The organism is Halorubrum sp. Atlit-28R, from assembly GCF_003665955.1.
GTDB classification, from domain to species: Archaea; Halobacteriota; Halobacteria; order Halobacteriales; family Haloferacaceae; genus Halorubrum; species Halorubrum tropicale.
On record NZ_QPLS01000003.1, the window covers coordinates 86884 to 107040 of the forward strand.

At 71.2% G+C, this 20157-nt stretch carries 20 protein-coding genes and 1 tRNA gene; 13 read left to right on the forward strand and 8 right to left on the reverse strand.

All coding sequences use genetic code 11. The annotated features are described in order from the left end of the window. Positions 1-68: 68 nt before the first annotated feature. A complete protein-coding gene (locus tag DVK06_RS06025; RefSeq protein ID WP_121599665.1) occupies positions 69-524 on the forward strand; it encodes a hypothetical protein in 456 nt (151 codons plus the stop codon). A gap of 55 nt (positions 525-579) precedes the next feature. On the opposite strand, the gene DVK06_RS06030 is transcribed toward DVK06_RS06025, so the two are convergent. Further along, on the reverse strand, positions 580-1176 hold the full coding sequence (locus DVK06_RS06030; protein ID WP_053772766.1) for a DNA-3-methyladenine glycosylase: 597 nt from the start codon (positions 1174-1176) through the stop codon (positions 580-582). Positions 1177-1316: 140 nt separating this feature from the next. Between DVK06_RS06030 and DVK06_RS06035 the strand changes: the two genes are divergently transcribed. Beyond that, positions 1317-3299, forward strand: coding sequence for a 3-hydroxyacyl-CoA dehydrogenase/enoyl-CoA hydratase family protein (locus DVK06_RS06035; protein ID WP_121599666.1), 1983 nt, complete (start codon positions 1317-1319; stop codon positions 3297-3299). A 43-nt stretch (positions 3300-3342) separates the two neighbouring features. Here DVK06_RS06035 and DVK06_RS06040 read toward each other — a convergent pair whose 3' ends face one another. The 3 genes from DVK06_RS06040 to DVK06_RS06050 form a co-directional block, all read right to left on the reverse strand. After that, positions 3343-3969, reverse strand: coding sequence for a class I SAM-dependent methyltransferase (locus DVK06_RS06040; RefSeq protein WP_121599667.1), 627 nt, complete (start codon positions 3967-3969; stop codon positions 3343-3345). Positions 3970-4039: 70 nt separating this feature from the next. Next, the gene (gene asd, locus DVK06_RS06045) at positions 4040-5086 is read right to left on the reverse strand and encodes an aspartate-semialdehyde dehydrogenase (protein ID WP_053772769.1); all 1047 of its coding nucleotides are present in this window, start codon (positions 5084-5086) and stop codon (positions 4040-4042) included. Between the two features lie 351 nt (positions 5087-5437). Then, entirely contained in the window at positions 5438-6520 is a 1083-nt protein-coding gene (locus DVK06_RS06050) for a hypothetical protein (protein WP_053772795.1), read from the reverse strand. Between the two features lie 191 nt (positions 6521-6711). Between DVK06_RS06050 and DVK06_RS06055 the strand changes: the two genes are divergently transcribed. Next, entirely contained in the window at positions 6712-7446 is a 735-nt protein-coding gene (locus tag DVK06_RS06055; RefSeq protein WP_121599668.1) for an MBL fold metallo-hydrolase, read from the forward strand. Between the two features lie 64 nt (positions 7447-7510). Then, on the forward strand, positions 7511-8221 hold the full coding sequence (locus tag DVK06_RS06060; RefSeq protein ID WP_121599669.1) for a hypothetical protein: 711 nt from the start codon (positions 7511-7513) through the stop codon (positions 8219-8221). A 20-nt stretch (positions 8222-8241) separates the two neighbouring features. On the opposite strand, the gene DVK06_RS06065 is transcribed toward DVK06_RS06060, so the two are convergent. Then, positions 8242-8314, reverse strand: a tRNA-His gene (locus DVK06_RS06065). A gap of 157 nt (positions 8315-8471) precedes the next feature. Here DVK06_RS06065 and DVK06_RS06070 point away from each other — a divergent pair. Beyond that, a complete protein-coding gene (locus tag DVK06_RS06070) occupies positions 8472-8927 on the forward strand; it encodes a DUF5814 domain-containing protein (protein WP_053772773.1) in 456 nt (151 codons plus the stop codon). Positions 8928-8998: 71 nt separating this feature from the next. Here DVK06_RS06070 and DVK06_RS06075 read toward each other — a convergent pair whose 3' ends face one another. Further along, entirely contained in the window at positions 8999-10501 is a 1503-nt protein-coding gene (locus DVK06_RS06075) for an MATE family efflux transporter (RefSeq protein WP_121599670.1), read from the reverse strand. A gap of 274 nt (positions 10502-10775) precedes the next feature. Here DVK06_RS06075 and DVK06_RS06080 point away from each other — a divergent pair, with 274 nt between their 5' ends. The 5 genes from DVK06_RS06080 to DVK06_RS06100 all read left to right on the forward strand — a co-directional run bounded on the left by DVK06_RS06080 (position 10776) and on the right by DVK06_RS06100 (position 15010). Next, the gene (locus tag DVK06_RS06080; protein ID WP_121599671.1) at positions 10776-11615 is read left to right on the forward strand and encodes a COX15/CtaA family protein; all 840 of its coding nucleotides are present in this window, start codon (positions 10776-10778) and stop codon (positions 11613-11615) included. Positions 11616-11729: 114 nt separating this feature from the next. After that, positions 11730-12533 carry a basic amino acid ABC transporter substrate-binding protein gene (locus tag DVK06_RS06085; protein WP_121599672.1) on the forward strand — a complete coding sequence of 268 codons (804 nt, stop codon included), beginning with the start codon at positions 11730-11732 and terminating at the stop codon, positions 12531-12533. Between the two features lies 1 nt (position 12534). Beyond that, positions 12535-13341, forward strand: a complete 807-nt coding sequence (locus DVK06_RS06090; RefSeq protein WP_053772777.1) for an amino acid ABC transporter permease — start codon at positions 12535-12537, stop codon at positions 13339-13341. Further along, positions 13338-14084, forward strand: coding sequence for an amino acid ABC transporter ATP-binding protein (locus tag DVK06_RS06095; protein WP_053772778.1), 747 nt, complete (start codon positions 13338-13340; stop codon positions 14082-14084). The genes DVK06_RS06090 and DVK06_RS06095 overlap by 4 nt, the downstream gene beginning before the upstream one ends. Beyond that, positions 14084-15010 carry an amino acid ABC transporter permease gene (locus DVK06_RS06100; protein ID WP_053772779.1) on the forward strand — a complete coding sequence of 309 codons (927 nt, stop codon included), beginning with the start codon at positions 14084-14086 and terminating at the stop codon, positions 15008-15010. The genes DVK06_RS06095 and DVK06_RS06100 overlap by 1 nt, the downstream gene beginning before the upstream one ends. A 3-nt stretch (positions 15011-15013) precedes the next feature. Here DVK06_RS06100 and DVK06_RS06105 read toward each other — a convergent pair whose 3' ends face one another. Further along, on the reverse strand, positions 15014-16090 hold the full coding sequence (locus DVK06_RS06105) for a zinc-binding dehydrogenase (protein WP_121599673.1): 1077 nt from the start codon (positions 16088-16090) through the stop codon (positions 15014-15016). 158 nt (positions 16091-16248) lie between these two features. Between DVK06_RS06105 and DVK06_RS06110 the strand changes: the two genes are divergently transcribed. Continuing rightward, positions 16249-17394, forward strand: a complete 1146-nt coding sequence (locus DVK06_RS06110; RefSeq protein ID WP_199718600.1) for a PAS domain-containing sensor histidine kinase — start codon at positions 16249-16251, stop codon at positions 17392-17394. A 15-nt stretch (positions 17395-17409) separates the two neighbouring features. Here the strand turns inward: DVK06_RS06110 and DVK06_RS06115 are convergent, their stop codons facing one another. Next, positions 17410-18903, reverse strand: a complete 1494-nt coding sequence (locus tag DVK06_RS06115; protein ID WP_121599675.1) for a replication factor C large subunit — start codon at positions 18901-18903, stop codon at positions 17410-17412. A gap of 296 nt (positions 18904-19199) precedes the next feature. Between DVK06_RS06115 and DVK06_RS06120 the strand changes: the two genes are divergently transcribed. Continuing rightward, positions 19200-19898, forward strand: coding sequence for a hypothetical protein (locus tag DVK06_RS06120; protein WP_121599676.1), 699 nt, complete (start codon positions 19200-19202; stop codon positions 19896-19898). Beyond that, positions 19898-20155 (forward strand): hypothetical protein, encoded by a 258-nt coding sequence (locus tag DVK06_RS06125; RefSeq protein ID WP_121599677.1) that lies wholly within the window; start codon positions 19898-19900, stop codon positions 20153-20155. Before DVK06_RS06120 ends, DVK06_RS06125 begins: the two co-directional genes overlap by 1 nt. Positions 20156-20157 lie beyond the last annotated feature (2 nt).

Here is a 20157-nt window from a genome sequence, read left to right on the forward strand (position 1 = left end):
CGGCGCCGGTTCGAGCGTCGGGCCCGTCTGGCGAAGGTATAAGACCGGGGGTGTCAATGTGACGGCATATGGTGAAGAGCACGGTTCGATTCCCCGAGCCGGTCGTCGAGGAGATCGAGTCGCTCGTCGACGAGGGGCAGTTCGAGAGCAAGTCCGAGTTCTATCGGTTCTCCGCCGACTACGTGCTCTCGCGGACGCTCGACGAGTACGATCCGTCGACGATCGACTACGACGCGATCGAGGCGGAGGTGATCCCCGAGACGGAGCGGAAGCTCGGCGGCGACGACGGCGAGACTGGGGAGCCGCCGTTCTTCGACTCGGTGGCGTTCGTCCGGAAGCTCGCGCTCCGCGGACGGTTCAGCGACGCCGAGGACTTCATCGACCACCAGTACGTCCCGGGCGACCGGCACGCCGTCCTCCTCGAAGAACTGCTCCGGCTGTACCGCGAGGACGCCGCCGGCGACGAGCCAGCGCCGGTCGAGGGCGAGGGGCGGCGCCCGCGACAGGGCAGCGAGACCAACTGAGCCGCACGTCTACGACCGACTCCCCGCGCTCGACCGCCGCCGGCTCGTCGCCGACTCACGACTCGTACTCGGCCCAGACGTACCGCGTGCCGTAGCTCCGGTAGGGGCGCCACGCCTCGCCGATTTCGCGCATCTCCGCGCGCGACAGCTCCTCGCCGTCGTTGTAGATCCGCTCGATTCCCTTCCGCACCGCGAGGTCGCCGAGCGGCAGCACGTCCTCGCGACCGAGCGCGAAGATCAGGTACATCCGCGCCGTCCACTCGCCCACCCCGCGGATCTCCGTGAGCCGGTCGACGACGGCCGCGTCGCTCAGGTCCGCCAGCCCCTCCCGGGTGAGGTCGCGCTCGCCGTCGCGGAACGCGTCGGCGGCGTTCCGCAGGTACTCGACCTTCGTGGCGCTGAGCCCGGCCTCGCGCAGCGCCGCCTCGTCGGCCGCGAGGACGCGGTCGGGCGTCGGGTCGCCGCCGAGGGCGTCCACGAACCGCTCGCGGATGGCCGCCGCGGAGGCGGTCGAGAGCTGCTGGTTCACGATCGAGGCACAGAGCCGCGCGAACTCGTCGCCCGCGGGCGCGACGTCGAGGGGGCCGTGACGGTCGATCAGCGCGGCCATCGTCGGGTCCTCGCGCAGGGTGGCCGCGACTCGGTCGTCCATGTCGGAACCCGGGGACGCACGCGGGAGTACGATTCGGTTCGGACCGCCGCGGCGGGGGCGGCCCGCCCGAATAAACTTACTTCGAGTTTGGCGTTTGGAAGATGGAAACGTTCAACCATGACGGTTCCGACCGTTCGAGTATGCAACTCGAAGACGTCCAGCGCGTGGCAGTGCTCGGCGCCGGGAACATGGGACACGGCATCGCGGAAGTGGCCGCCCTCGCCGGCTACGACGTGTCGCTCCGGGACATCAACGACGAGCTCGTCCAGAAGGGGTACGACCAGATCGAGTGGTCGCTCGGCAAGCTCGCCGAGAAGGACCGGATCGGCGACGACGAGGCCGACGCGGCGCTCGACCGCGTCGACGCCTTCGTCGACCTCGGAGACGCGCTCGACGGCGCCGACGTGGTCGTCGAGGTCGTCCCCGAGAAGATGGCGATCAAGAAGGACGTGTACGACGAGGTCGTCGAGCACGCCCCCGAAGAGGCCGTCTTCGTCACCAACACCTCCAGTCTCTCCATCACCGAACTGTCCGAGGTCACCGACCGGCCCGAGCGCTTCTGCGGCATGCACTTCTTCAACCCGCCGGTGCGGATGGACCTCGTCGAGGTCATCTCCGGGAAGCACACGAGCGACGACACCCTGGAACTGATCGAGGGGCTCGCGGAGTCGATGGGGAAGACCCCCGTCCGCGTCCGGAAGGACAGTCCCGGCTTCATTGTCAACCGCATCCTCGTCCCGCTGATGAACGAGGCGGCGTGGATCGTCGAGTCCGGCGACGCGACGATGGAGGCCGTCGACTCCACGACGAAGTTCGACATGGGCCTCCCGATGGGCTCGTTCGAGCTGGCCGACCAGGTCGGCATCGACGTGGGCTACCACGTGTTGGAGTACATGCACGAGGTCCTCGGCGACGCCTACCGCCCGTGCCCGCTGCTCGGCGAGAAGGTCGAGGCGGAGGACCTCGGCAAGAAGACCGGCAAGGGGTTCTACGACTACGAGGACGGCGACGGCGCCCAGATCCCGACCGACGCGGTCGACGCCGACGTCCGCCGCCGCCTGCTCGCGGTGATGGCCAACGAGACGGCCGGCCTCATCGGCGACGACGTGGCCGACGCCGACGACATCGACGAGGCGGTGAAGCTGGGCGCCGGCTTCCCTGACGGCCCGGCCAAGCTCGCGGACGAGGAGGGGCTCGCCGCCCTCGTGGAGACGCTCGACGCGCTCGCGGAGGAGACCGGCGAGGCGCGCTACGAGGCGACCGACTACCTGCGCGAGGCGGCCGAGGAGGGCGGGTTCCGCGGCGACGGCGACGCCGACGCGGACGACGGCCCCGACTACGAGGTGCTGAACGTCGAGGTCGACGCCGAGAGCCGGGTCGGGCACGTCGAGATCGACCGCCCGCACCGGATGAACACGATCAGCGGCGAGGTCCTCGACGAGCTCGCCGACGCGGTCGACCGGCTGGACGACGACGACGAGGTCCGAGCGATCCTGCTCTCGGGCGCGGGCGACCGCGCCTTCTCCGCGGGCGCCGACGTCCAGAGCATGGCCGCCGGCGGCGCGGACCCGATCCACGCGGTCGAGCTCTCCCGACAGGGCCAGCAGACGTTCGGCAAGCTGGAGTCGTCCGACAAGCCCGTGATCGCCGCCATCGACGGCTACTGCCTCGGCGGCGGGATGGAGCTCGCGACCGCCGCGGACATGCGGATCGCCTCCGAGCACTCCGAGCTGGGCCAGCCCGAGCTCGACCTCGGCCTGCTGCCGGGGTGGGGCGGCACGCAGCGGCTCGCGCGGATCGTCGGCGAGGGGCGCGCGAAGGAGATCATCCTCACCGCCGACCGCTACGACGCCGAGACGATGGCCGAGTACGACTTCGTCAACGAGGTCGTCCCGGACGACGAGCTCGACGAGCGCGCGCGGGAGCTGGCCGAGCAGCTGGCCGGCGGCCCGCCGATCGCCCAGAAGTACACGAAGCGCGCGATCCACGCCGGTCGCACCGACAACGAGGCCGGCCTCGAAGTGGAGGCGATGGGCTTCGGCCACGTGATGAACACGGACGACCTCATGGAGGGCATCACGGCGTTCATGGGCGACGGCGAGCCGGAGTTCGAAGGGAAGTAACGACGGACCCGGCCGCGGTGCGGGTCTCCCACCGGACCGCGGTCTAGCCCTCCAACCGCGCCGTGAAGAACGTCCAGCGCGCGTCGTCGCCCTCCGCGAGCGAGTCTCCCGCCCTCGACTCCCGTTCGACGACGAAGCCGGCGTTCCGGAGGTGTCGCCGGGTCGCTTCCGCCCCCGCGATGTCCCACTGCATCTCGACGTCGGTGTCTAGCCAGTCCGCGTTCTCGCCGTGCCACGGTTCCGGTCCCTCGGAACAGAGAAGTCGCCCGCCGTCGACGAGGACGCGCGCGAACTCGTCGACCACGGCCTGATGCTGTTCGGCCGGAACGTGGATCAGCGAGTGGTACGCCGTCACCGCGTCGAAGGCGCCGTCGCCGAAGGGCAGCCGAACCATGTCGCCCTGCGCGAGCGCCGCGTCCGGGACGCGGTCCGCGGCCAGCTCCAGCTGCCGGCGGGAGACGTCGAGTCCGGTCGCGGTCGCCGACGCGCTCAGATCGCTGAGGACGGGGGTACCCTGTCCGCACCCGGCGTCGAGAACGCGCGCCGACGCGGGGAGCGCGCCGAGGAAGTCGGCCAACACCTCGCGTCCGCGGCCGGTCTCGTTGCGGTCCGCTGCGTACGCCTCGGCGAGCCGGTCGTACCCGCGGCGTACCGTCTCTTTGTCCACCATGGATCCGAGACGTGAGGGCGGCCGGTTCAATACTTCGCTGAGGCCGCCCGCCGCATCCGACGGCGACCGCTCAGACGTACCCTTCCTCGACGAGCAGCTCGCCGTTGAGCAGCGAGGCGCCCGCCGCGCCGCGGATCGTGTTGTGCGCGAGGCAGTTGTACTTCGCGCCGGCGTCGGTCGACTGGACGCCGCCGGCGACGATCCCCATCCCGTCGGCGTACGTGCGGTCGAGGCGGGGCTGCGGGCGCTCGGGCTCGTCGTCGCCGAACACCTTGATGAGCTGGTCCGGCGAGCTCGGCAGGTCGCCGACGCCCTCGAACGAGCGCATCGCCTCGCGGAGGTCAGCGGCCGAAGGGTCCTCGGCGAACTCCGCGAAGACGTTCTCAAGGTGGCCGTCGAGCGTCGGGATCCGGTTACAGGAGGCGGCCACGTCGGCGTCGTGGAGCGCGACCTCGGCGCCGTCGAACTCGCCGAGCAGCTTGCGCGACTCCGTCTCCATCTTCTCCTCCTCGCCGCCGATGTGCGGGATGGCGTTGTCGATGATCTCCATCGAGGTGACGCCGGAGTAGCCGGCGCCGGAGACGGCCTGGAGCGTGGAGACGCGGACGCTTTCGAGGCCGAACTCGTCGATCGCCGCGAGCGTCGGCACCATCGTGATCGTCGAGCAGTTGGGGTTCTTCACCAAGGCGCCGTCCCAGCCGCGCTCGTCGCGCTGGACCTCGATCAGGTCGAGGTGGTCCGGGTTGATCTCGGGGATGGTGAGCGGCACGTCCGCGGCCATGCGGTCGTTCGAGGAGTTCGAGGAGACGACGTAGCCGGCCTCCAGGAACGCGGGCTCGACCTCCGCGGCGACGCCCGAGGGGAGCGAGGAGAAGAGGAGGTCCACGTCGGCGTCGGCGATCCCCTCCGGGGTCGTCTCCGCGACTTCCATCTCGGCCGCGTCCGCCGGGATCGGCGTGTCGACGCGCCACTTGGCCGCCTCGCGGTACGTCTCGCCCGCGCTCTCCGAACTCGCCGTGACCGCGGCGAGGTCGAAGGTCGGGTGGTCGTCGAGCAGCTGGATGAATCGCTGGCCCACGGCGCCGGTGGCGCCGAGGATACCGACTCGGACAGACATTGCGCGTGGGTCCGTGACAGGGACGTAAGTGCGTTCGGATAGGCGTCGATACCGCCGGACGCCCGAGGCCGGCGGCGAGCGGGGCCGTTAAGCCCCTCCGGGCGCAACGTCGGCTCGCGCGCCATCAGTCCCCGCCCGAGTACTCCCCGATGGGAGCGATGACAGCGCGGAGAACCCAGGCGCGTGACATCGGTCGCACACGCGACCCGCCCGTCGCCGCGCAGGCGACCGCCCGCCACGAGGGTTTCCCGGTCGACGCGGCACGCCGCCGGAGATGAGACCGGTCGTTAGTGTCGCGGGCGACATCTTCCGCCGCCGAGCGCGCGGTCTCCCCGAGAGCGACCGCGCTCGCTACTCGGAGTCGCGCAGCACCAGCGGCCCGATGGCGAGCGTGCGCTTCGCGAGCGTGAGCACGCGGAGCAGGTAGGAGACGAAAAGCGAGAACGGGAGGAGCGCGACCGCGAACGCGCCGCCGACGGCGAGCGTCACGTGGGCGACGCCGAGCGTGCTCCCCGGGAACGTGCCGGCGTCGACGACCGTGACCATGAGGCCCGCGACGGCCAGCGCCGGCACCGCGGCGTACAAGATTAGGCGCGAGAGGTCGATCAGCGCCCATTGGAAGTACAGCGTCTTGACGTGCTCGCGGGCGGGCCCGTACAGCGACACGGTCGCTTTCAGTTCCCCGAGGAGCCCGCGCTCGTCGTCGGTGAGGGCGTCGTCGTGCTCGGTGGCGATGCGCTCTATCTGTCCGATCTTCGGCCCGTAGTCGAAGTTGAGCGCGGCGAAGACGACGTCGAAGGAACCGAACTCGGCGCCGTCGAGCTGGCCGCGCACGGCGTCGGCGTTCCCGGTGAGTCCGGTCGCGAGGTCGTCGACCTCCGCTCGGAGCGCGTCCCGACTGGAGCCGTCGCCGTCGTCTCCCTGACCCTCCACCGAGTCGCGGAGATCCCGAGCGCGCCCCGCCGCCGCGCCGAGGATCGCGTCGAGGAACGCGGCCGGGTCCGTGGGCGCCGGCCCGCCGGTCAGGTCCGCGATGTCGTCCCGGACGGCGAGCGTGTCGTCCATGCGGTCCCGCTGGTCGCCGAGCGGGCCGTTCTCCTGCGTGAGCACGAGCTGTCCGATCGTGACGACGAGCGTCGCCCCCGTGACGATCGCGGTGATCATCGACGCGAACAGCGTCTCGATGGGGTCGCTCGATCCGACCTTCGTCGCGAGCGACGGCGAGAGCGCGACCGCGACGGCGACGAACGCGACGAAGACGGCCAGCGTCAGCACCGCCGCGACGACGAGCCGGTCCGCGCGCAACAGCAGCCAGAGCTTCACCCGGTTCTCGCCGGCGCGCTCGCGCATCGTGTCGGCGGTGTCCGTTTCGCCCGCGTCGGCGGCGTCCGCGTCGTCGCTCGCGCTCGACGACCCCTCGGACGACCCGCTCATCCCGACCCGACGCCCGTCGCGCGGTCGCCACCGGTCCCGTCGCTCGTGGAGCGCAGACCGCGCGGGCTCACGTCGACTCACGTCCGTTCATGACGCAGGGGTTGACCCGCGGCCGACAAATAACTCGCGGACGCCGCGGTCGGCGGCGGTCCCGCCGCAATCCACAACACGCCGCTCGTCGAAGGGGCGGTATGTCGACCGACGCCGCCCTCGACGTCACCCTCGTCCGCAACGCCACGGTCCTCGCGACCGTGGGCGAGACGACGTTCCTCGTCGACCCGGTGTTCGCCGAGCGGGGCGCGCTGCCGCCGATCGACGACACGCCGAACAAACGGAACAACCCGCTCGTGCCGATGCCCGACGTCGACCTCGCGCACGACGCGGTGGCCGTCACCCACCGCCACCCGGACCACATCGACGAGGCGGCGGTCGAAGCGCTCGACCCGGACGTGCCGCTGTTCTGCCAGCCGGCCGAAGCGGACGCGTTCGTCGAGGACGGCTTCACCGACGTGCGGCCGGTCGAGGGGCCGGCGTCGTTCGACGGCGTCACGCTCCGCCGGACGCCCGGCCGCCACGGACACGGGGAACTGGCCGAGGCGATGGGCCCCGTCTCCGGGTTCGTCTTCGAGGGTACGGAGACGCTGTACCTCGCCGGCGACACGGTCTGGTACGAGCCGGTGGCGGAGACGCTCGCGCGGGTCGAGCCCGACGCGGTCGTCCTCAACGGCGGCGCGGCGCGGTTCAATCGGGACGAGCCGATCACGATGGGCGTCAACGACGTGCGGGCCGTGCGCGATGCGACCGACGCCGCGGTCGCCGTGGTCCACATGGAGGCGATCAACCACTGCCTGCTCTCGCGCGAGGAGCTCCGGGCGGCGACCGAAGACGTGCTGGTCCCGGAAGATGGGGAGCGGATCGGGTTCTGACCGCCACGCCGTCCCGCGCTGCGGACCCCCGGCGGTTTTGTGTGTCACCCCGGTACGCAGTCGTATGTCCCGCGCTTCGGACCTCGATCGGTTCTACGACCTCCTCGATCGTCTCGAAGCGAACGTCGGCGGGAAGCGGCGTCTCGCGGAGTGTACCGGGCGCATGGACTGGCCCGAGCGAGGGGTCTACTTCTTTTTCGCGAGCGGAGGGGCCCGAGAGGCGACAGACCAGCTGCGAGTCACGCGCGTCGGCACGCACGCCGTCTCGACGGGGTCCGGAACGTCGCTGTGGACTCGGCTGCGGGCGCACCGCGGAGCGAACCGCGGGAGCTACGAGGGCGGCGGGAATCACCGCGGCTCGGTGTTCCGCAGGCACGTCGGCTGGGCCATGATCGAACGGGACGAGCTCGGCGACGAGTACCCCCGCTGGGGCGAGGGGTCGACCGCCGACCGCGAGCGTCGCCTCGCGGAGCTGGCCCACGAGCGCCGAGTCAGCGAGTATATTCGCGCCCTCCCGTTTCTGTGGGTCCACATCGGGGACGAGCCGGGCCCCGAGAGCGACCGCGCGTACGTCGAACGGAACGCGATCGCGCTCGTCAGCAACTTCGAGCGAGACTCCGTCGACCCCCGGAGCGACGAGTGGTTAGGACGAGAGAGTCCTCGCAACGAGATAACCGACTCGGGACTGTGGAACATCGCGCACGTTGACGAGCGACATGAAGCGGGGTTTCTGGATCGACTCGCCGACGCGGTCGACGGAACCTCCGGTCTCTGACTTACGCCGATTCAAAGAAGGTCCGGGTGCGAGAATTGAACCCGCGTCTCAGCCTCCACAAGGCTGAAGGATAGTCCACTACCCTAACCCGGACACGCGTCGAAACGTACCTCGCTTCGGTAAATAACGGTTACGACTCCCGGGCGGGCGTGGCATCGAGTGGCGCCCCAGGCGGTACGACCGAGCGGGCCGTCGTCGGCCCCGGTCACCGCGTCGCTTTTGAGGCGCGCCGGCGTATCGACGGGTACCCGTGGCCTTCACCGACAAGATCTACGTGAAAAACCACCGGCAGCTCGCCTCCCAGCTGGAGGCGAACATCCCGAAGGGGGCGTTCGCCGGCGCCACCCTCGACCTGCTGTTCACCGGCGACGGGCTCTCGAAGCTCGACGAGACGACCCGCGACCGCGTGCTCGACTTCGCGGAGGACTTCCTCGACTGCGACTGCGATTCGAACCCCTACTGCGGCTGCCCCGAGGAGAAGTTCATGCGCTACGTCCTCGAACTGCGCGCCGAGGGGCTCGGGCCGCAGGCCATCGTCGACGTGATGACCGACGACTACATGGTGTACGCGTACACCGGCGACGTGCTCTCCTTCCTCGACGACTCCGTCCGCAAGCTGGAGGCGATCGAGACGCTCGCGGACGTCGACGGCAACGGCGAGATGTCCGAGCGGGCCCGAAAGGCGAAGCGGGAGCTGTCCGGATAGCGACCGGATCGAAGTCGACCCGTCGACGCCACGCCCGCTCACTGGGTCCGCGCCCGCGAAAGTTCACGGTGTCAGTCGTCGTCCGGCGACGTCACGTCGGTGCCGATCTCGTCGACGGCCGCGCCGTCCTCCGTGAGGTTCCCGTCGCGCCACGTGTCGCGTTCGAACCAGAGGTACGCGACGACGCCGCCGACGACGTTGGAGACCGGGAACGCGATCCAGAGGCCCATCGCCCCGAGCGAGCCGGCCGCGACCCACGCGACCGGGAGCCGGACGAAGCCGAGCGTGATCAGCGAGACGACGGCCGCGATCATCGTGTGGCCGGCGCCGCGGAAGCCGCCGGTGTAGGCGCGCATGGCGCCGATGAACCCGAAGGAGAGACCGCTCACTCGGAGGAACGTCGTCGCGTGGTCGACGACGGCGGGGTCCGGGGAGAACACGCCCGCGATCGGCCGCGCGGCGAGGACGATGACCCCGCCGCCGACCGTGAGCAGCCCGAGCATGGCGCGGGCGCCGAAGTGGTTCGTCTCGGCGGCGCGGTCCGGCTCCCCGGCGCCGATGTTCTGCCCCGTCATCGTCTCGATCCCCTGCGAGACGGCGAGCGCCGGCAGGAAGATGACCGAGAAGATCCGCGTCCCGATGCCGTACGCCCCGCTCACCGCGTTCGGGAAGTTGGCGACGACGAGGAGGAGCGCGGTGATCGAGACCGAGCGGGCGGCGCCCTCCGCGGAGGCCGGCAGCCCGATGCCGAGGATCGTCTTCCCGAACTCTGGGTCGGGGAGCATCTCCGAGAGCCGGATCTGGACCCCGCGGTCCCCGCGGACCATGATCCGGAGTCCGACGAGGAGCGCGAGCGCCCGGGACCCGACCGTCGCGATCGCGGCGCCACCGATGCCCCACCCGGTGAACCCGGTCGCGTCGAGGGCGGCGGCCTCGACGCCGCCGAGGCCGAGCGCGCCGAACAGCGGGTTAGCGTCGAACCCGAAGATGAAGATCGGGTCCAGGAGGATGTTGAGGACGACCGAGCCGGCCATGACGTACATCGGCGTCACGGTGTCGCCGTAGCCGCGCATCAGCGACATGAACACCGCGAAGCCGAACACGGCGAAGAGGCCCACCGCGTACACGCGCATGTACTCGACGACGAGCGGCGCGACGGTCTCGTTCACGCCGAGGAGCGCCGTGATGTCGTCGACGAGGACGTAGCCCAGCACGCCGAAGACGACGGAGATGACGGCGGCGTACGCCATCGTCTGCGAGGCGGCGTAGGCGGCGCGCTCCTCGTTGCCGGCGCCGGTGTGTTGGGCGACGAGGACGCTCCCGGCGACGGAGACGCCGAGCGCCAGCGAGATCATCAGGAAGACGATCGGGAACGCGAACGTGATCGCGGACAGCGCCTCGGTGCTGTAGCGCCCGAGCCAGAAGGTGTCGGCCAGGTTGTACAGCACCTGAAAGAGGTTCTGGACGACGATCGGGAGGGAGAGGAAGAACAGCGGCCACCCGATGTCGCCGGAGGTGAGGTCGAGCTCGTCGGCGCCCTTGAACAGCGAGCCGACGGCGTCGCGGAGGCCCATCAGGCGATCGCCTCCGCGTGGGTCGGGCCGTCGCGTTCGGGGAGGGGACTGTGCGGGGGATCGGGGCTCCGGCGGTCCGTGTCTGCCATTCGGTTTACACCGATACTGACTGACTGGTCAGTCAAAAGCGTTCGGAAGCCGGCGGCCCGCGGCGAGCGCTTCCCGGCGACGAGGAGCGGCCGAACGGTCTAAGTGCGCGCGCGCCCGAATCCAGCCAATGAGTCTTCGGCCCGCGTGGCTAACGTTCAGGCGATACGCGGCGGCGACGACGGGGATGACGCTCGTCCTCTTCTCGCTCGGCGTCTACACCGCGGCGACGGGATCCGGGCTGGCGTGCCAGGCCCAGTGGCCGCTGTGTTCCGACCAGCTCATCCCCGCGCTGACGATCAACCCCGACTTCATCGAGTGGTTCCACCGCGCGTGGGCGATGGTGACCGGCTTCCTCATCATCGGGGTCGCCGGGTGGACGTGGCTCGGCTCGGGGTTTGAGCGCCGGACCAAGCTGGCGGCGACGCTCGCGGTCGCGATCCTCCCGCTCCAGATCACCGTCGGCGCGATCACCGTCACCCTCAGCGGGCTCGTGCCCGGCGGGTACACGGTGTCGACGCACGCCGCGCACCTAGTCGTCGCGCTGACCATCTTCACGCTGCTCGGACTGGCGACCATCTGGGGCGGCGGGCGCGGGACCGCGCGGCTCCTCCGGGCGGCGGCGGGGATCGCGGTCGCCGGCGTCGTCGCCAGCGCGGCCTTCTCGCGCGCGGTGCCGTTCCTCACCTACGCGCCGCCCGCGCAGGCGGCGTTCTACATCGCGGGCCTCGCCGGTCACCTCGGGCTCGTCGCGACGGTCGCGTACGCCACGGAGGCCGTCCGCGTCGGGTACGACGGGCTCGACGCCGGCACCGCCGGGACCGTCCGCGCGCTCGCCGTCGGCTCGATGGGCGCGCTCGTGGGCACGCTGCTGCTCGGCCGCGACCTGGTCCTGTACACCGCCGTCTGGCAGCAGGTCAACCTCGTCGCGCTGGGCGTCGCGGTCGCGCTCGCCGCGGGCGCGGCGTGGACCCTCCGCGGGGCCGACGAGATGCGCGACGGCGCCGCGCCGATCGGCGGGGACTGAGCGGCGCAGTTTTTGCCAGATCCGTCCGTCCGAGCCCGGTCTCCCCGTCGATACGTGAAAACCACCCCGTCCGCGGGAGGAAAGGTTAAAACCAATCGCCGCACTCGCACAGGTATGACACACCACGCCGATTCCCACGTGAGCCGTCGGACGTACCTGAAGCTGACCGGCGGATCGGCCGCCGTCGGACTGACCGGCGTCGCTGGCTGCCTCGGCGACAGCGGGAGCGCCACGACGATCACCCCCGGAACCGCGCCCGGGTTCCCGCCGTTCGAGATGCGGCAGGACGGCGAACTGGTCGGGTTCGACGTCGACCTGCTCGAAGCGGTCGTCGCCGAGACCGACTACGAGATCGGCGAGTGGGCGACCTTCGAGTTCGAGGGGCTCATCCCGGCGCTCACGCAGAACGAGGAGATCGACGTCATCGCCGCCGCGATGACGATAAACGAGGAGCGCCGGCAGACGATCGCCTTCTCTGACCCTTACTGGGAGTCCGACCAGGCGATCCTCGTGCGCGAGGGGGGCGACTTCCAGCCGTCCGGGTGGAGCGACTTCGAGGGCACCCGGGTCGGCGCGCAGTCCGGCACCACCGGCGCGAACCAGGTGGAGACGAACCTCGTCGACGAGGGGATCATCTCGTCGGACAACTTCTCGACGTACGGCAGCTACGTCCTCGCCGTCGAGGACCTCGCGAACGGCAACATCGACGCCGTCGTCGTCGACAACCCCGTCGCCGAGACCTTCGCCGCGAACCGCGACGTGACGATCGCGTTCGTCGAGGAGACCGGCGAGCAGTTCGGCTTCGGCATCCGGCAGAACGAGTCGGAGCTCCAGTCCGCGCTCAACGACGGCCTCCAGACCGTCCGCGACGACGGCACGTACCAGGAGATCACCAACACCTGGTTCGGGCAGGAGTAGGATGTCGGTCTCGGGGTCGCTCGCGCTCGCCGCGGCCGCCAGCCTCGGGGCCCCGGACCCGACGGCGAGCGGCGCCCTCCTGTCGGCCGTCGAGTCGATCGACTGGTGGCTCGTCGGCGACCCCGCGGACTGGTGGTTCGTCGTCCGGAACGCCGACTACCTCGGCGGCGGGCTCCTGTTGACCGTCGGGCTCACCGTCGCGTCGATCCTGCTCGGCTTCCTCGTCGGCTTCCCGGCCGGCGCGGTGGAGGTGTACGGGGACGGGCTCTCGAAGCGCCTCGTGGAGACGGCCGGCGTCGTCCTCCGCGGGACCCCCATCGTGGTCATCCTCCTCGTCATGTACTTCGTCCTCGGCGTCCCGCAGGTGAACCTCGGCGTCGGATCGATCTCGCCGGCGATCTCGGCCGGGATCTTGGGGCTCGGACTGCGGAGCGCGGCGTACCAGTCGCAGATCTTCCGCGCGTCCCTGTCGAGCGTCGACGACGGGCAACTGGAGGCGGGGCGGGCCGTCGGTCTCTCCCGGTTCGAGGCGATCCGCTACGTCGTCGTTCCGCAGGCGCTCCGCCGGTCGATCCCGGGGTTCCAAAACGAGTTCACCATCGTGTTGAAGGACACGAGCATCGTCTTCGCGATCGGCCTCGCGGAGCTTCTGACCCGCGGCTACGACCTGTTCACGGAGCAGACGACCGCGGTCCTCGAAGTCATCCTGTTCATCAGTGCCATCTACTTCGTCCTCACGTTCACGACGAACCGCGCGCTCGATTACCTCGGCACCCGCTACGCGATCCCGGAGGGTGAGTCGGCGTGACTGACGACGGCTTCCTCCGCGTGAGCGAGGTCTCGAAGTGGTACGGCGACGAGCAGGTGCTCGACGAGGTCTCCTTCGGGATGGACCGCGGCGACGTGACCGTCCTGATCGGGCCGTCCGGCTCCGGGAAGTCGACGATGCTCCGCTGCGTCAACCGGCTCGCGGAGGCCCAAGAGGGGTCGATCACGCTCGACGGCGAGGAGGTGCTCTCGCCCGACACCGACGTCGACGAGCTCCGGCGCGAGGTGGGGATGGTGTTCCAGAGCTTCAACCTGTTCGCGCACCTCACCGCGGTCGGCAACGTCGCGCTCGGCCCCCGGCGCGTGCTCGGGCTCTCCGAGGACGCGGCCCGGGACCGCGCGGCGGACCAGCTGGAGCGCGTCGGGCTGGCCGACCAGCTGGACTCGTACCCCGCGGAGCTGTCGGGCGGGCAACAGCAGCGCGTCGGGATCGCCCGCGCGCTGGCGATGGAGCCGAAGCTCATGCTGTTCGACGAGCCGACGAGCGCGCTCGACCCGGAGCTCATCGGCGAGGTGCTGGAAGTGATGCGCGGGCTGGTCGACGACGGGATGACGATGCTCGTCGTCACCCACGAGATGAGCTTCGCGCGGGCCGTCGCCGACGAGGTCGTGTTCCTGGACGACGGCCGGGTCGTCGAGCGCGGGCCGCCCGAACAGCTGTTCGAACGACCCGAGCGGGACCGGACCGCCCGGTTCCTCGACCGCATCGCGAGCCACGAGTGATGGCGGGGGCGACGCGACCGCGGACGGTCGGCGAGCGCGTGGCCGACGCGGACGAGTCCGCCGGCCGGCTACTGCTGGTCGCCGCCGGCGCGCTGTTCTGGGGCTGGCTCGTCGTCAGCTGGGGCAACCGGTGGCTCGGCGGCGCGATCGCCCCGGTCGGCGAGCCGCTCGTCGCACCGGACGCCGTCGAGGCCGCGCTCGCCGGCGTGCCGGGGCTCGCCGGGGTGGCGGCCGACGCCGCGTTCGTGGTCGAGCTCACGCCGGTCCTCGCGCAGGGGACGTGGCTCACCGTGGTCATCACCGGCGTGAGCCTCGTCTGCGGCTTCTTCATCGCCGTGCCGCTGGCCGTCGCGCGGGTGTACGGTCGGTTCTCCGCGTGGCTCTCCTTGGGCTACACCGAGCTGTTGCGCGGCACGCCGCTCCTCGCGCAGCTGTTCGTGCTCTACTACGGGCTGAACCTGGCGGCGTCGGTCCCGGCGGTGCTGTCCGGCGTCTTCCCGCGCGAGGTGGTCTGGGTGGCGATCCTCGGGTTCACGCTCAACGGGGCGGCCTACCAGGCCGAGTACATCCGCGGCGCGGTCGAGAGCGTCGACGACGGCCAGATCACCGCGGGGCGGGCGATCGGGCTCTCGAAGCTGGAGTCGATATACCACGTGGTCCTCCCGCAGGCGCTCCGCTACGCGATCCCCTCGTGGACGAACGAGTTCGTCTACCTGATCAAGTACTCGTCGCTGGCGGGCTTCATCACAGTCCCGGAGCTGTACTACCTGGCCAACCAGGTCGCGAGCGACACCTTCCGGTACACCACCGTCTTCCTCGTGCTCGGCGCGATGTACCTCGCGCTCGTGTTGACGGCGTCGAAGGTCATGGAGCGCGTCGACGAGCGCGTCGCGATCCCCGGGCTCGGGGCGGACCGCGAGCGGTGACGCTCACCCCTCGAAGTCGGTGACAACCTCGACGCCCCGCACGTCGTACTCCTCCATGGCGGCGAGCCGGCCCGACACCTCCGACAGCGACAGCTCCCGGGCGACCAGCGCGCCGGGGTCGATCCCGGTCGCCTCGATCAGCGCGAACAGGTCGTCGTAGCTCGTCGGGGGCATCCCGCGGGAGCCGAGGAAGGAGACCTCCCAGCGCGTCATCCAGTCGGTCGGCAGCGACACCTCGCCCCGCTCCGCGTCCGTGGTGAGCCCGACCTGGACGTGCGTGCCGCGCGGGCGCAGCGACCGGACGGAGTTGCGGCAGGTCTCCGCGATCCCCAGGGCGTCGAGCGAGGTGTCGGCGCCGCCCTCGGAGAGGGCGCGGACCCGCTCGGGGACGGACTCGTCTCCCGGGAGCGACCCCGCGTTCACGGTCTCGGCCGCGCCGAACTCGGCCGCGAGCGCGAGGGCGTCGGGGTCGAGGTCGACCGCGATCACGCGGGCGCCCAGCGCGGCGGCGATCTGGACCGCGGAGAGCCCGACGCCCCCGCAGCCGTGGACCGCGACGGCGTCGCCCCCGCCGACGGTCGCCCGCTCGGCGAGGGCGTGGTACGCGGTCATGTAGCGGCAGCCGAGCGCAGCGGCCGCGGTCGCGTCGAGCCACTCGGGGCGCTCGACGAGGTTGTAGTCGGCCGCCGGAACCGCCACGCGCTCCGCGAACGCGCCCGGCGCGGCGGCCTCGAACCCCAGCGCCCGGCCGTCCTCGCAGACGTTGCCGGCCCCGCGGCGGCAGTGCGGGCAGGTGCCGTCGCCGAGCGAGAAGGGGACGACCACGCGGTCGCCAGGTTCGAACCGATCGACCTCCCCGCCGACGGCGACCACCTCACCGGCCGGCTCGTGGCCGAGGACCTGGCCGCGCGCGACGCGGTCGGCCGCCCACTCGCCGTGGCCGGCCCAGGCGTGCCAGTCGCTGCGGCAGACGCCGCAGGCGTCGACGCTGACGACGGCGCCGTCCGGGCCGGGGTCGGGGTCGGGGAGGTCGCGGACCGCGAGCGGCTCGCCGTACTCTCGCAGGATCGCTGCGCGCATACGGCGATCCACCGGGGGCCGCGACAAAGGTCTCTCGGCGTCGCGGGGGCCTGCCCTGTTATTTTCGCACTTTTCAGACTTGATCTCAGTGTATGACAAGTGATAGGCGAGTAAGGTTTATACTGGCCGAGTAGCCTCGTTGACACGTGTCCGCAGCGATGGAACGACGCCCCGGAATCGCCTACCGCCGGCCTGTGGGGGATCCGTCGCGGTTCGTGATCGAGGCGTCCGGGGAGTCTCGGATCGAGGTCCCGGAGCGCGCGGAGGGCGGCTGGCTCGACTGCGTGGTCGACGAGGACCGCGAGCGGCTCCGCGAGGCGCTCGACGCCGCCCCGGTCGACGTGGTGTACCGCGTCGTCTCCGGCGGCGAGCCGCAGTGGGTCCACGAGCGCGGCCGGGCGACGGAGGGCGGCGACGTGGTCGGGTACCTGTTCCCCGCGGACGAGCGCGTCGAGCGGCGGAAGCGGCTGGAACGCCAGCGCGAGCGGCTCGACGAGTTCGCGAGCGTCGTCTCGCACGACCTCCGGAACCCGCTCTCCGTCGCGTTCGGGAACGTCGAACTGGCCGCCGAGCTCGACGGGGACGCGTCGAGCGAGCGGCTGGACCGCGCCCTCGACGCGCTCGACCGCATGGACGACCTCATCTCGGACCTCCTGACGCTGGCCAAGGAGGGGAAGACGGTCCGGACCGCCGAGCCGACCGACCTGCGGTCGGTCGTGGACCGCGCGTGGCGGACCGTCGGCGAGCCGGCCGACGCCGCGCTCGTCGTGGACGGACCGCTCCCGACCGTGACGGGCGACTCGGAGCGGCTCCGGCAGTGCCTCGAGAACCTCTTCCGGAACGCGATCGAACACGGCGCTCCCGACAGAGCCGGCGCGGGCGCCCCCGCCCACGGGAACGACGGAGCGGGCTCAGCCGGGGGAGTCACGCCGGGCACGTTCGCGACGGGTTCGGGATCGGCGGACGCCGACCCGAGCGACCCCGACGCCGCCGCGGTCCGCGTCCGCGTCGGACGGACGGACGGGGGATTCTACGTCGCGGACGACGGCCCGGGGATCGACCCCGACCAGCGGGACGCCGTCTTCGAGCCGGGCCACACGACCGCCCCCGACGGCACCGGCTTCGGACTGGCCATCGTCGAGCGGATCGCGGCGGCGCACGACTGGACCGTCTCGGTGACCGAGAGCCGCGAGGGCGGCGCGCGGTTCGAGTTCCGCTGCGCGGACGCGGTCGACCCCCCGACGCCGAGCGGAAGCGACGCGGATCCGAACTCGCCCCGGCTCGGCGGCGGCGGGAGCCGGTGAGCGACCGCCGCCGGGTCACATGAAGTCGGTCAGTCCCGCCTGATCGTCGTCGTCGCTCTCGTTCGGAGACTCGTCGTCCGCCGGCTCCTCCCCCGAGTCGGCCGGGTCGCTCTCGGGGTCAGTCGATCCGGAACCGTCGCCGTCGCGGTCCGCGGCCGCGTCGCCCTCGTCGCCGCGGCGGGCGCCGTCGACCGCGAAGGCGCCGTCGGCGTGTTCCTCGATCAGCTCCTCGCGGCGGGCCTGCGCGTCCTCGACGATCGACGCCACCTTGTTCGTCGACTCGCCGGAGCCCGTGACGAAGGCGACGCCCGCCTCGTCGAGGTCGTAGGCGGCCGCCACCGCGACGGTCAGCTCGCGGGGCTTACAGTGGTGGGTGACGGCCTCGAGGAACGGCAGCACCTCGCGGCGAGCCGTCGCGACGCTACACCCGCTCGCGGCCGCGATCTTGCCGACGACCTCGTCCGCGGTCGCGTCCGACGACGACCAGAACTGCGGGCGGCCGTACCGCGTCCACCCGCCCTTCTCGCCGTCGCGGGCGGCCGCCACGCCCGCGGCTGCGTTGTCGGTCGCGTACCGCCAGTAGGAGTAGTTCTGCGTGGCGCGCACGCGGCCGAGCCACACGTCCGCGTTCGCGAGGAAGTCGTACGCGCGGACCGCCTCCGCGGGCTCGTACACGTCGAGGACGTTGTTCTCGATCCAGCGCGAGATGTCGTCCGGCGTCTCGTCGACGGCGTACGCGGACTGGAGCGCCTCCTCCGCGGACTCCTCCTTGAGGACCGCGTCGAGGAACGGGAAGAGGCCCAGCGCCTTGTCCCGGTCGCCGGTGACCACGTCCTCGACCGTGACCGAGTCGCGTCCCTGCGTCGCGGCCTGGAGGTCATTTATCGCGCCGCGGAGGTCGCCGCGGTTCCCCTCCGCGATCCGCTGGAGGGCGTCGGACTCGAACTCGATCCCCTCCTTGCGACAGACGTCGCGCAGGACGGGGACGATGGAGCGCGCGGAGACGTCGCGGAACTCGATCTCCTGGGTCGCGTTCCGGAGCCCGCGCGACATGTCGTAGTAGTCGTTGGCGATGAGCACGATCGGCTGGCCAGACTCCTTGACCAGCTTCGTGATCGCCGAGGCGCCGCCGCGGTCGTAGTTGCCGTGGATGTTGTCGGCCTCGTCGAGGACGACGAGCTGGCGCGAGGCGGTGTCGCCGCCGGCCGCGCCGCCCCCGGCCGCGCTCCCGCCGAGGGTGGCGTTGCGCGCCGCGCGCCCCGCGAACCGCTCGATGACGTCGGCGGTGCGCTGGTCGGAGGCGTTGAGCTCCACGGTCTCCCACCCCATGTCGTTCGCGAGCGCGTGGGCCGCGCTCGTCTTCCCGACGCCCGGGCTCCCGTGGAGGACGACCGCCTCGCGGTGGTCGTCCCACGACCGGGCCCACTCCGCGAACGCGTCGCGGGCCTTGTCGTTGCCGCGCACCTCCGAGAGCGTGCTCGGGCGGTACTTCTCCGTCCAGTCGGCCATTACCGGAGCAAGGAGCGAGCCGCGTTTAGTGGTTGCGGAGCGGGCGGGATCGCCGACCTCCAGAGCAAACTGACTCCTGGGTGAGCGGTAGTCGGTACGGAGTATTCGAGCAGGCCCGCCTCCCGCTCCGCGGGTCCGCGATCCGGAACGCAGCCGGGTACTTTGTCTCGGTACAACCCCGAGATCCGTCCCGCGTTCGTCCCCGGCGTTCGACGGGTTCAGCTATCGCCATCACTTCCACTTTCACCGCCCGTCCATGGCTCACCCCTTTTACGTAATTCCCCGTCGGCCCTACCATGTCCACTCGTTCCCGACGACCGACCGCCGACCTCCCGGAGCTCGCGCCCGGCGTCACGCTCGTCGACGTCGACGACGAACTCGGTGTCACGCCCGTCCAGGCGCTCCTGCTCGACCGCGTCCTCGGCGCCGACGGCCCGGCGTTCTGGGTCGACGGCGCGAACAGGGCCAACACGACGCGCCTCCGTGAGCTCGCCCCGGCCGACCGCGTCCTCGACCGCATCGAGGTCGCCCGCGGGTTCACCGCCCACCAGCACACCTCGCTGCTCGACCGATTGGCCGGGCGGCTCGCCGCCCGCGAGTCGCCCTCGGTCGTCGTCGCGACCGGCCTCGACGGCATGTACCGCGCCGCCGACATCGACGCCGACACCGCCGAGCGGCTGTTCGTCCGCGCGATCGCGTCGGTCGCCCGCGTCGCTCGCGTCCACGACGTGCCGGTCCTCGTGACGCGGTGCCGCGACGACGAGTTCTCGAAGCCCCTCCGCCGCGCCGCGGCGACGCACCTCACCTGCCGGAAGACGCCCTTCGGCCCGCGCTTCGAGGACGCCGCCGGCGACACGGAGACGCTCGTCTACCACACCGACGACGGCTGGCTCCAGACGACGCTCGCGTACTGGCAGGAGGTCCTCGAACACCGGGCCCGGATGTACGAGGGAGCGACCGTCGACCGCGCCGCGGCCGCGCCGAGCATCCGGTAATGGGCCGGACGAACCCGACGTACCGTGACCAGTTGAGCGCGATCGAAGACGACTGGCGCTCGTTCCGACGCGTCCTCCGCCGGCAGGACAAGTCTCGATTCGACCGGCTGTTCGTGTACGCTCGCGACCACGCCGACGCCGCGGGGAACCTCAACCCCGCCGACCCGCTGGCACCGATGTGGATGGCGATCGCCCTCGAACAGGAGCGCCGAATCGCCGAACTGGAAGACCAGGTCGAGGCGCTCACCGAGGCGTAGCC